At 69.6% G+C, this 12,041-nt stretch carries 10 protein-coding genes; 7 read left to right on the top strand and 3 right to left on the bottom strand.

The window, feature by feature from the left end; all coding sequences use genetic code 11:
- Positions 1–199: 199 nt before the first annotated feature.
- From ABZ826_RS18530 to ABZ826_RS18545, 4 genes are read left to right on the top strand one after another with little or no spacing between them, the layout of a single operon-like run.
- Positions 200–1,648 (top strand): aspartate aminotransferase family protein, encoded by a 1,449-nt coding sequence (locus tag ABZ826_RS18530; RefSeq protein WP_361448849.1) that lies wholly within the window; start codon positions 200–202, stop codon positions 1,646–1,648.
- Positions 1,632–2,927: a SidA/IucD/PvdA family monooxygenase gene (locus ABZ826_RS18535; protein ID WP_361448852.1), complete on the top strand. Its 1,296-nt coding sequence runs from the start codon at positions 1,632–1,634 to the stop codon at positions 2,925–2,927. The genes ABZ826_RS18530 and ABZ826_RS18535 overlap by 17 nt, the downstream gene beginning before the upstream one ends.
- Positions 2,924–3,496 carry a GNAT family N-acetyltransferase gene (locus ABZ826_RS18540; protein ID WP_361448855.1) on the top strand — a complete coding sequence of 191 codons (573 nt, stop codon included), beginning with the start codon at positions 2,924–2,926 and terminating at the stop codon, positions 3,494–3,496. Before ABZ826_RS18535 ends, ABZ826_RS18540 begins: the two co-directional genes overlap by 4 nt.
- The gene (locus ABZ826_RS18545) at positions 3,493–5,274 is read left to right on the top strand and encodes an IucA/IucC family siderophore biosynthesis protein (protein WP_361449073.1); all 1,782 of its coding nucleotides are present in this window, start codon (positions 3,493–3,495) and stop codon (positions 5,272–5,274) included. The genes ABZ826_RS18540 and ABZ826_RS18545 overlap by 4 nt, the downstream gene beginning before the upstream one ends.
- Positions 5,275–5,350: 76 nt before the next feature.
- Here ABZ826_RS18545 and ABZ826_RS18550 read toward each other — a convergent pair whose 3' ends face one another.
- On the bottom strand, positions 5,351–6,985 hold the full coding sequence (locus ABZ826_RS18550) for a beta-N-acetylhexosaminidase (protein WP_361448858.1): 1,635 nt from the start codon (positions 6,983–6,985) through the stop codon (positions 5,351–5,353).
- A gap of 131 nt (positions 6,986–7,116) precedes the next feature.
- On the opposite strand from ABZ826_RS18550, the gene ABZ826_RS18555 reads away from it, so the two are divergent.
- From ABZ826_RS18555 to glmS, 3 genes are all read left to right on the top strand, one after another.
- Positions 7,117–8,025, top strand: a complete 909-nt coding sequence (locus ABZ826_RS18555; protein ID WP_361448861.1) for a DUF4429 domain-containing protein — start codon at positions 7,117–7,119, stop codon at positions 8,023–8,025.
- A 126-nt stretch (positions 8,026–8,151) separates the two neighbouring features.
- On the top strand, positions 8,152–8,427 hold the full coding sequence (locus tag ABZ826_RS18560) for a hypothetical protein (protein ID WP_093900391.1): 276 nt from the start codon (positions 8,152–8,154) through the stop codon (positions 8,425–8,427).
- A 43-nt stretch (positions 8,428–8,470) separates the two neighbouring features.
- On the top strand, positions 8,471–10,300 hold the full coding sequence (gene glmS / locus ABZ826_RS18565) for a glutamine--fructose-6-phosphate transaminase (isomerizing) (RefSeq protein WP_361448865.1): 1,830 nt from the start codon (positions 8,471–8,473) through the stop codon (positions 10,298–10,300).
- 298 nt (positions 10,301–10,598) lie between these two features.
- Here glmS and ABZ826_RS18570 read toward each other — a convergent pair whose 3' ends face one another.
- Entirely contained in the window at positions 10,599–10,844 is a 246-nt protein-coding gene (locus tag ABZ826_RS18570; RefSeq protein ID WP_361448868.1) for a hypothetical protein, read from the bottom strand.
- A gap of 185 nt (positions 10,845–11,029) precedes the next feature.
- Positions 11,030–11,551: a universal stress protein gene (locus ABZ826_RS18575; protein WP_329838334.1), complete on the bottom strand. Its 522-nt coding sequence runs from the start codon at positions 11,549–11,551 to the stop codon at positions 11,030–11,032.
- Positions 11,552–12,041 lie beyond the last annotated feature (490 nt).

Here is a 12,041-nt window from a genome sequence, read left to right on the forward strand (position 1 = left end):
AAGCAGAGCCGCGCACGGCCCGCAGTCCGGAAGCGGCCACCCGTATGCGAAATCAGACAACCTCTGCGTCCCCCCGGGGGACAAGGAACAACCCGATAGAAAGTTAGGTTAGGCTAACCTCACTTCGACATCGGCCCCTCGCCCCTTCCTTCTGCCCTGAGGACCGATGAAGTTTCCCCGCATCCGGGAGGACCCCTTCATGCGTTCGCACCTGCTCAACGACACGACCGCGGAGCACTACCGACGCTCCGTGACCGCAGGAGTCGAACGGGTCGCAGCCAAACTCGCCGCCACAGACCGGCCGTTCACCGGAATCTCCGTCGACGAGCTCACTCCCGTCGTTGACGCGATCGATCTGGACCGGCCGCTGGGCGATGCGTCCGCCGCCCTCGACGAGCTCGACCGCGTCTATCTCAAGGACGCCGTCTACTTCCACCACCCCCGCTATCTGGGCCACCTCAACTGCCCGGTGGTCATTCCCGCCGTACTCGGCGAGGCCGTGCTCTCGGCCGTCAACTCCTCGCTGGACACCTGGGACCAGAGCGCCGGCGGCACCCTGATCGAGCGCCGCCTGATCGACTGGACCGCGGGGCGGATCGGGCTCGGTCCGGCCGCCGACGGCATCTTCACCAGCGGCGGCACGCAGTCCAATCTGCAGGCCCTGCTGCTCGCCCGCGAGGAGGCCAAGGCGCCGCCGCACCACTTCACCCGGTTGCGCGTCCTCACCTCGGAGTGCAGCCACTTCAGCGTCCAGAAGTCGGCGAAACTCCTCGGCCTCGGGCCGGACTCGGTCGTCCCCGTGCCCGTCGACCGGAACAAGCGGATGCAGACCGTGGCGCTGGCCCGCGCGCTGGAACAGTGCGTCGCCGAAGGCGCCGTACCGATGGCGGTCGTCGCCACCGCGGGCACCACCGACTTCGGTTCCATCGACCCGTTGCCCGAAATCGCCGCGCTCTGCCGGCAGTTCTCCACCTGGCTGCACGTCGACGCCGCGTACGGCTGCGGGCTGCTGGCCTCGCCCACGCGCCGGCACCTCCTCGACGGCATCGAGCACGCCGACTCGGTCACCGTGGACTACCACAAGTCCTTCTTCCAGCCGGTGAGTTCGTCTGCCGTGCTGGTCCGCGACCGGGCCTCGCTGCGCCATGCCACGTACCACGCCGAGTACCTCAACCCACAGCGGATGGCCGCCGAACGCATCCCCAACCAGGTGGACAAGTCGCTGCAGACCACCCGCAGATTCGACGCGCTGAAACTGTGGATGACGCTGCGCGTGATGGGCGCGGACGGTGTCGGCCGGCTCTTCGACGAGGTCTGTGATCTGGCCGCCGAGGGCTGGCGGCTGCTGGCCGCCGATCCGCGCTTCGACGTCGTCGTGGAGCCGCGGCTGTCCACGCTGGTGTTCCGCTACATCCCGTCCGGCGTCACCGCGCCCACCGAGATCGACCGGGCCAATCTCCACGCCCGCAAGGCGCTCTTCGCCTCCGGCGAGGCCGTCGTCGCCGGCACGAAGGTCGGTGGCCGCCAGTACCTGAAGTTCACCCTGCTCAACCCCGAAACGACCGCACCGGACATCGCCGCGGTACTCGACCTGATCTCCGGCCACGCCGAGCAGTACCTGGGAGACTCCCTTGACCGCGCTTCCTGAACCCCGTGATCCCCGCGGCCCCCACGACTTCATCGGGATCGGGCTCGGCCCGTTCAATCTGGGGCTCGCCTGTCTGACCGAGCCGATCGACGAACTGAACGGGGTGTTCCTGGAGTCCAAGCCGGACTTCGCATGGCACTCCGGGATGTTCCTCGAAGGCGCCCATCTCCAGACGCCGTTCATGTCGGACCTGGTCACGATGGCCGACCCGACGTCGCCTTACTCCTTCCTGAACTATCTGAAGGAACGCGGGCGGCTGTACTCCTTCTACATCCGGGAGAACTTCTACCCACTGCGCACCGAGTACAACGACTACTGCCGCTGGGCCGCCGCCAGACTGAGCAGCGTCCGCTTCGACGAGACCGCCGTGTCGGTCACCTACGACGAGGGCAGCGCGCTCTACACCGTGCGCACCGCCACCGGCGGCGTCTTCCGCGCCCCGCGGCTCGTGCTGGGCACCGGCACTTCCCCGTACGTCCCGGACGCCTGTCAGGGACTGGGGGGCGACCACCTGCACAACTCCCGCTACCTGGAAGGGAAGACGGCTCTTCAGGCGAAGAAGTCCATCACACTCGTCGGCAGCGGGCAGAGCGCGGCCGAGATCTACTACGACCTGCTCTCCGAGATCGATGTGCACGGCTACCGGCTGAACTGGGTGACGCGCTCGCCCCGGTTCTTCCCGTTGGAGTACACCAAACTGACGCTGGAGATGACCTCCCCGGAGTACGTCGACTACTTCCACGCCCTGCCCGAGGAGACCCGCTACCGGCTGGAGTCCGGACAGAAGGGCCTCTTCAAGGGCATCGACGGCGAGCTGATCGACGCGATCTTCGACCTGCTCTACCAGAAGAACCTGCCCGGCCCGGTGCCGACCCGGCTGCTGACCAACTCCTCCCTGAACAAGGCGACTTACGAGGAGAGCAGCGGTACGTACACGCTGGGTCTGCACCAGGAGGAACAGGGCAAGGACTACACCCTCACCACCGAGGGCCTGATCCTCGCCACCGGCTACCGCTACCGCCCGCCCGCATTCCTCAAGGGCATCGACGACCGGTTGCGCCGGGACGGGCGGGGCCGCTTCGACGTGGCCCGCAACTACTCCATCGACACCACCGGCCACGGTGTCTTCCTGCAGAACGCGGGCACCCACACGCACTCGATCACCTCACCCGACCTGGGCATGGGCGCCTACCGCAACGCGTACATCATCGGCGAGCTGCTCGGCCGTGAGTACTACCCCGTCGAGAAGTCCATCGCCTTTCAGGAGTTCGCCGTATGAGCCCGCAGAACCGTGCCGACGCCGGGCACACCGCCCTCGGCACCTTCTTTGTCCGCGCCCTCGACCCCCTCGCCGACGCCGAACTGGTGCACGGCTGGGTCACCCACCCCAAGGCCGCCTTCTGGCTGATGGGCGACGCGGAGCTCCAGGACGTCGAGCGGGAGTACATGGCGATCGCCGCCCACCCGCACCACGACGCCTTCATCGGGCTGCACGACGGGGAGCCGGCCTTCCTGATGGAGCGGTACGACCCCGCCGAGGTCGAGCTCAAGGGGTTGTACGAGGCCGAGCCCGGCGACATCGGGATGCATTTCCTGGTCGCCCCGGCCGACACGCCGCTGCACGGCTTCACGCTCGGCGTGATCACCGCCGTGATGCGGACGCTGTTCGCCGACCCGTCCGTACGCCGGGTGGTCGTCGAGCCCGATGTGCGCAACAGCGCGGTGCACGCGCTCAACAAGGCGGTCGGCTTCGAGGTGCTGGGTGAAATAGCCAAGCCGGAGAAGAACGCCCTGCTCAGCGCCTGCACACGGGAACAGTTCGCCGCAGCGACCGGAGGCCCGGCCTGATGTCCGCCTCCATCGACAGCGTCGCCCACCTCACCCCGGAGCACTGGGCCACCGCCAACCGACTGCTGATCCGCAAGGCGCTCGCCGAGTTCAGCCACGAGCGGCTGCTGACCCCCGCCCCGCTCGGCGACGACCGCTACGCGGTGCGCAGCGACGACGCGGCGAGCGAGTACCGCTTCACCGCGCGGCTCTTCGCCCTCGACCACTGGCAGGTCGAGCCGGACTCCATATCCCGTCATCGGCACGGCTGTGAACTCCCGCTGGACGCGGGCGAGTTCTTCGTGGAGCTGCGCTCGACACTCGGCCTCTCGGCGGAGATCCTGCCGGTCTACCTGGAGGAGATCTCCTCCACCCTGGCCGGTACCGCGTACAAGCTGACCAAGCCGCCCGTCACCTCCGCCGAACTGGTCCGGGCCGGGTTCCAGGCGATCGAGACCGGCATGACCGAGGGCCACCCCTGCTTCGTCGCCAACAACGGGCGGCTCGGCTTCGGTGTGGACGAGTACCGGGCGTACGCCCCCGAGGCCGCGTCCGGCATCCGTCTGGTCTGGCTCGCCGCCCGCCGCGACCGCGCCACCTTCACCGCGGGCGCCGGGCTCGACTACGGAACGCTGATCGCGGGCGAGCTGGGCGAAGAGACGCTGACCCGGTTCGCGGCCACGATGTCCGGGCTCGGGCTCGACCTCGACGACCACCTGCTGATCCCCGTCCACCCCTGGCAGTGGTGGAACAAGCTGGCCGTCACCTTCGCCGGGGAGCTCGCGCAGCGGCATCTGGTCTGCCTGGGCGAGGGCGAGGACACCTATCTCGCCCAGCAGTCCATCCGTACCTTCTTCAACACCAGTGCCCCGGAACGGCATTACGTGAAGACGGCGCTGTCCGTCCTCAACATGGGGTTCATGCGCGGGCTCTCCGCCGCGTACATGGAGGCCACCCCCGCGATCAACGACTGGCTGGCCGAGCTGATCGAGCGCGACGAGGTGCTGCGCGGGGCCCGCTTCTCGATCGTCCGGGAGCGGGCGGCCGTCGGCTACCACCACCGGACGTACGAGGCGGCCACCGCCAAGGGCTCCCCGTATCTGAAGATGCTCGCCGCGCTGTGGCGGGAGAGCCCCGTCCCCGGCCTGGCCCCCGGCGAACGGGTCGCGACCATGGCCTCGCTGCTCCACACCGACCACGAGGGCCACTCCGTCGCCGGCGCGCTGATCGCCGAGTCCGGACTGGCGCCCGCGGTCTGGCTGCGCCACTACCTGGACGCCTACCTGGCGCCGGTGCTGCACAGCTTCTACGCGTACGACCTGGTGTTCATGCCGCACGGTGAGAACGTCATCCTGGTCGTCGAGGACGGAGTCGTACGGCGCACGGTCTTCAAGGACATCGCCGAGGAGATCGCCGTCATGGACCCGGACGCGGTGCTGCCGCCGCGGGTCGAGCGGATCCGGGCCGAGGTCCCCGAGGACATGAAGCTGCTCTCGGTCCTCACCGATGTCTTCGACTGCTTCCTGCGCTTCCTGGGCGCGGGGCTGGCGAGCGAGGGCGCCCTCGACGAGGAGACGTTCTGGCGGACGGTCGCGGAATGCGTCACCGGGTACCAGGAGTCGGTGCCGTATCTCGCCGAGAAGTTCAAGCAGTACGACATGTTCACGCAGGAGTTCGCGCTGTCCTGCCTGAACCGGCTGCAGTTGCGGAACAACAGGCAGATGGTCGATCTGGCGGATCCGTCAGGGGCGCTGCAGCTGGTCGGCACGTTGCGGAACCCGATCGCCGGACGCGGCTGACGGCCTCGCCCGGGGCCCTGAGACCGGGGCCGTCCGGCGACGCGTCACGCGACGGTCGCCGGACGGCCCGGTCACCTCACTCCGCGGCCCAGGGAACCTGCGGAGCCCGGTAGTAGTTGATGCCGAGCGCCGAGAACCTCGGCCCCTGCGCGCCCAACCGCACCTTGTACGTCTCCCAGTCGTGCGTGGCCGCGGGCGACCACCCCAGCTCCGCCACCCCGGGCAAGCGCGGGAACGCCATCTGCTCGATCTCGTCGCTGTTGGTCAGGGTCTCCGACCAGAGCGGCGCCTCGACGCCGAGGACGGAGCCCTCCGGGGCCCCGTCCAGGTACGTCGCCGGGTTCCAGTCGTACGAGCGCTGGGTGGAGACGTAACCGGCCCAGGCCAGTCCCAGCTTGGTGTCCTTGTCGTACTTCATGTCGAGGTAGCTCCGGTCCGCCGGGGACAGCACCAGCTTCGTGCCGTTCACGGCGGCGTCCGCCACCTGCTTGCGCTCGGCCGCGCCCGTCTGGTCGTAGCCCCAGTACTGGGCGACCGCGCCCTTGACCGGCGTGCCCCCGGTCAGCTGGTGCCAGCCGATCACGGTCTTGCCGTACGTGCCGACGATGGCCTGCGCCTTGTCCATGAAGGCCACGTAGTCCGCGTGGCTGGTGGAGTGCGCCTCGTCGCCGCCGATGTGGAGGTACTTTCCGGGGGTGAGCGCGGCCAGCTCACGGACCACGTCGTCCACGAAGTCGTACGTGACCGCCTTCGGGACGCAGAGCGAGCTGAAACCGACACTGGTGCCGGTGTAGAGCGGCGGCGCGACACCGTCGCAGTTCAGCTCCGCGTACGAGGCGAGCGCCGCGTTGGTGTGGCCGGGCAGGTCGATCTCCGGCACGACCTCCAGATAGCGGGAGGACGCGTACCGGACGATCTCCTTGTAGTCGCTCTTCGTGTAGTAGCCGCCGACTCCCCCGCCGACCTCGGTCTGCCCTCCGTACGTGGCGAGCCGCGGCCAGGAGTCGATGGCGATGCGCCAGCCCTGGTCGTCGGAGAGGTGCAGATGGAGCTTGTTCATCTTGTACAGGGCGAGCTGATCGATGTAGCGCTTGACCTCGGCGACGGAGAAGAAGTGGCGCGAGACGTCCAGCATCGCGCTCCGGTACGCGTATCGGGGCGCGTCCTTGACCGTGCCGCCCGCGACCTTCCACGGGCCCTTCTGGCGGCTGTCCTTCTCCACGTCGGCCGGGAGCAGCTGACGCAGCGTCTGGACGCCGTGGAAGAGCCCTGCCGGGCCGCGCGCGGTGATGGTGACCGAGCCGCGGTTCGACTTCAGCGTGTAGCCCTCGGCACCCGCCGCGCCGGTGTGGGAGTCGAGCCGGAGCCGGATGCCGTCGCCGCCGCGGCCGGTGACCGGCAGGGCGTACCCGGTGGACGGGCGGAGCACGCCCGCCAGGTAGTCGCCGATCTTCCGGGCCTCGCGGGAGTCGCCCTCGACACGGATCCTGGTGGCCGCGGTGATGGTGTACGGAGTGCCGCCGGGCTTCGCCTCGGCGGGGGCGGGCACTATCTGCCCGAGCGGACGGGGCGAGGCGGCCGGGGCCGGGCCGCGGCTCGCCGCGTGCCCTTCCGGCGCCGCACCGACACTGGAGATACCGGCCGCCGTGACGAGCAGCAGCGAGCCGAGAAGACGGGGAAGAGCGATCCGCTGTGTCCTGTGCAGTCTCACAAGCCGGGTCCCTTTCGACGGGTGCACACCTGTGGATCTCCTGACCGAACCATCACCATGCGTATCGCCTGCCCCACGCATGGTCAAGGTGTAGACCACTTCCCCGTTATGCGGCTGAGAGAATCCGGCTCATGGCGGAAATAATCCAGCGTGACGGAACGTGGACGTTCGACGGCGAGACGGTGCGGATCGTGCCGGGCAGGGGCAAGGGCATCCATCCCCTCCGGCAGGAGCTGGGCGAACGCGTCGTCCCGCTCCGGGCTCTGGCGGGCATCGCCTTCGAACCCGACCGCAAGGGCGGCCGACTGCGACTGCGGCTGCGCGACGGCGCCTGCCCGGTCCTGCGCGCCGCGGAGGGCAGGCTCAAGGACGCCTCGGATCCGTACCAGCTGGCCGTGGAGAAGGACCGCAGTGGAGCAGCGGAGTACTTCGTCGAGGAGGTGCGCAGCGCGCTGCTGATCGAGCAGGTGCCCACCGGGCCGGTGGACGGCTTCCTGCTGCCGGGACCCGCGGTGCCGGTGGCCGGAGGCGGCGGGGACGGCACGGCCTCGTTCGACGGGGAGACCATCCGCCTCACCTGGAACTGGAAGGCCGAGGAGGTCAAGACCTCGGCCGGCCCGGTCGCCTTCCCGGTGTCGGAGGTGACCGGGGTGCACTGGATACCCGCCATCGGTCTGGAGAACGGGCATCTGCGCTTCGTGCGGGGCTCGGCCACGGCCCCGGCTCCGGCGGCCGCGTTCGACCCGTACTCGCTGGATCTGTGGGGGCTGTCCAAGAAGGAGTACACGGCGGCACTGGTCGCGGCGGCGGTACTGGTCCGGCTGCCGGGCGCGGCGAAGAAGGAGGCCGGGGCCGAGGCCGCGCGGCCCGCGGAGATCCCGGCCCCGGCCGGACCCGCGACGCCCGCCCCCGCGCCGACCGTGGACGACCACGATGCCCTGCTGCGCCGGCTGCGGGAGCTCGGTGAGCTGCGTCAGGCCGGGATCCTCACCGACGACGAGTTCACCGCCGCCAAGCAGGCCGTCCTGAAGCGTCTGTGAATCGCGGGCGTGCCGATGCCCTCATCGATCACCTCCGAGCCCGTCCGAGAGCGCAATCACACCCAGCTCTGCCCGATATCGGGCAGAATTGTTGCGTAAGCGCCCCGCCCACCGCAATATCGACGAGTGCTCGAACGCCGCTCGTCGCATGACGACCTCATTGATCACCTGGTGCGCAGCACCGCGCTCCAGCGCGGCGAGGCCGCCCGGGTGGTCCTCGACGTCCTGGCGTACTTCGACGAGACGACCGACGACTTCGTCCGCCGCCGCCACCGCGAGCTGCAGTCCGGTGGCCTGGTGAACGCGGAGATCTTCGAGCGGATCGCGGCCGAGCTGCCGCACCGGGCGGTCGCGCCGCCGGAGCTCTCGCTCCGCCAGCTGCGCCGCATCGTCTACGGCTGAGCAACGAGCACCACAGGTACGTCGATGGAGGGGCAGAGACTCTATGTGCGGAATCGTCGGGTATATCGGGAAGCGTGATGTGGCCCCGCTGCTGCTGGAAGGGCTGCAGCGGCTGGAGTACCGGGGTTACGACTCCGCGGGCATCGTCATCACCGGCAAGGCGTCGGCCGGGAAACCCGCCGCCCTGAAGATGGTCAAGGCGAAGGGCCGGGTCCGCGAGCTGGAGGCCCGCGTTCCCAAGCGTTTCACCGGCACCACCGGCATCGCCCACACCCGCTGGGCCACCCACGGCGCCCCGAGCGACGAGAACGCCCACCCGCACCTGGACGCCGACAACAGGGTCGCCGTCGTCCACAACGGCATCATCGACAACGCCGACGAGCTGCGTGCGAAGCTCGTCGCCGACGGTGTCGTCTTCCTCTCCGAGACCGACACCGAAGTGCTGGTCCACATGATCGCCCGCGCCCAGGCGGACACCCTGGAGGAGAAGGTCCGCGAGGCGCTGCGCTCGGTCGAGGGCACGTACGGCATCGCCGTCATGCACGCCGACTTCAACGACCGCATCGTGGTCGCCCGCAACGGCTCCCCGGTCGTCCTCGGCATCGGCGAGAGGGAGATGTTCGTCGCCTCCGACGTCGCCGCGCTGGTCGCCCACACCCGTCAGGTCGTCACCCTCGACGACGGCGAGATGGCCACCCTCAAGGCCGACGACTTCCGTACGTACACGACGGAGGGTTCGTCCACGACGGCCACGCCGACCACCGTGGAGTGGGAGGCCGAGTCGTACGACATGGGCGGCCACGACACGTACATGCACAAGGAGATCTCCGAGCAGGCCGACGCCGTCGACCGGGTGCTGCGCGGCCGGATCGACGACCGTTTCGCCACCGTCCACCTGGGCGGGCTCAACCTGGACGCCCGCGAGGCGCGCGGGGTCCGCCGGATCAAGATCCTGGGCTGCGGCACCTCGTACCACGCGGGCCAGATCGGCGCGCAGCTGATCGAGGAGCTGGCCCGTATCCCCGCGGACGCCGAGCCCGCCTCGGAGTTCCGCTACCGCAACCCGGTCGTCGACCCGGACACGCTGTATGTCGCGGTCTCCCAGTCCGGCGAGACGTACGACGTACTCGCCGCCGTCCAGGAGCTCAAGCGCAAGGGCGCCCGGGTGCTCGGTGTCGTCAACGTGGTGGGTTCCGCGATCGCCCGGGAGGCCGACGGCGGTACGTACGTCCACGCCGGCCCCGAGGTCTGTGTCGTCTCCACCAAGTGCTTCACGAACACGGTCGTGGCGTTCGCGCTGCTCGCCCTGCACCTGGGCCGGATCCGCGATCTGTCGGTCGCCGACGGCAAGCGGATCATCGACGGTCTGCGCAGGCTGCCCGCCCAGATCAGCGAGATCCTGGCGAACGAGGACGAGATCAAGGAGATGGCGGCCCAGTACGCGGACGCCAAGTCGATGATGTTCATCGGCCGGGTGCGCGGCTACCCCGTCGCCCGTGAGGCCTCGCTGAAGCTCAAGGAGGTCTCGTACATCCACGCGGAGGCGTACCCCGCCTCCGAACTGAAGCACGGGCCGCTGGCGCTGATCGAGCCCGCGATGCCGACGGTCGCGATCGTGCCGGACGACGATCTGCTGGAGAAGAACCGCGCCGCGATGGAGGAGATCAAGGCCCGCAGCGGCCGCATCCTCGCCGTCGCCCACCAGGTGCAGGAGAAGGCCGACCACACCATCGTCGTGCCGAAGAACGAGAACGAGCTGGACCCGATCCTGATGGGCATCCCGCTCCAGCTCTTCGCGTACCACACGGCGCTGGCCATGGGCCGTGACATCGACAAGCCGCGCAACCTGGCGAAGTCCGTCACCGTCGAGTAGCGCCCCGCACGGGCCGTACCCGGCAGAGCGGCCCCGTACCCACCGTCGTCGTGGGTGCGGGGCCGCTCCCGTGCGGGCCGCTGCCTGCCCCGGGGCCCCTCGCCCCGGTCCGCCGTGGGCTCGCATGCCCCGGCACCGGCCCCCCGCGTGCCGGTCCCGGCCGGTCCGGACGGGAACCCTTTGCCGCCCCGAGGGTCGGGCTGAGTGCGAACAGGGCCCGGAGCAGCAGGAACAGCCCTGCCCCGTGGCTGGAGACATGGGCACTCGCGCCGGTGCCCCCGGGTGAACCAGAAAGCGCCTACGGGACAGCTCTTGGTCCGGCGAAGGCCGTGCCGGTGAAGCCGCTGCCCGCGCGGAACTCAAGGAGTCCGGCGACGAACAGGGCGATGCCGCCGACGTAGAGCGCGAGCGTGACGGCGTCGGCCGCCGTCACGCCGTCCACGACCCCGGTGTGACCGATACCGAACCCCAGCGGGGTGAGTCCCAGGGCGAGATGGCCGAGGGCAGCGGTGCTGGTGCTTCCCGCAGAGACGTCATGGTCCACGGCGGACTCCCTTCACATATGGTGGCCTTGCTTCCCAATGACGCTTATGTGCGCTTCACAAGCGCACAATCCACCTCTGGGCGGCAATGGATTGCCGGTTTCCACAGGCGAGTTGACGCCACGCCGACAAAGAGAGCCGCCCCCGTGAAAGGGGTGGCGACAGGGACTGCCGGGACGCGAAACAGTCAGGGAATGACGACGACCGGCCGCTGCGCGCGACGCGCGAGCCGCCCCGCCACCGAGCCGAAGATGCGGCCGACGATGCCATGCGTGGAGCCGACGACGATGGCGTCGGCCGAGTACTCCCGGCCGACTTCCTCCAGCTCGTGGCAGATGTCCCCGCCGCGCTCGACGAGCACCCACGGAACCTCGGAGAGGTAGTCCGCACAGGCGAGCTCCAGGCCGAGCACCTCGGTGCGGTGATCGGGCACATCGACGAAGACGGGCGGCTCGCAGCCTGCCCAGACGGTGGTCGGCAGCCGATTGGCGACATGGACGATGATCAGGCCGGAACCTGATCTTCGGGCCATGCCGATGGCGTATGCGAGGGCGCGCTCACTGGAGGTCGAGCCGTCGAAGCCGACCACGACCCCATGCCGAAAGGCGGGGTCGCAGGAATGACGTGTCTCTTCGACCGCCTGCGGGTCCGACATGGCGTCGGCTACCTGCTTGCGGTCGGCGGGTTCGGGGATTTCGTGACCGGCCATCGGTGTCTCGGCGAAGAGAGTCCTCGTGAGGAGAGCGACTTGGGGAAGGTGCGTCAGCGGGCGGTGTTGCGGTGTCCGGGAATCATCTTCCCAACCCCTTACCCCCAAGGGTACGGCGCCACTCCTCCACTGCCCAGACCCGCGCAAAGCGCGCGCGACGTTTCACGGAGCATGCCCGAGGCGGATCCGTATGGCAATGCCGGTTGCGCGGTACATCGACGATGCCGGGCCCGGACGGCTCCGCTCGGTGACCGGCGGGGCTCCGTCCGCCACCCCCTCCGCCCCACCGCGCGACCGCCGGGCACCCGGGGTGGATCACCGCTCCGCCGTCGACCGCCGACCCGGCGATCCGACCCCGGGAGTCACCCCGGGGGCGCCCCGGCCCGTCCGCCCCGCCCGGAGCCCGCCACCCGGCCGGGGACGCATGTCGGTCCGCCGGGCAGGATTCAGCTGCCCCGCGAGGCCGCCGCACCACTCCCCGCGACCGGCC

This window comes from Streptomyces sp. NPDC047515, assembly GCF_040643055.1.
Classification (GTDB): domain Bacteria; phylum Actinomycetota; class Actinomycetes; order Streptomycetales; family Streptomycetaceae; genus Streptomyces.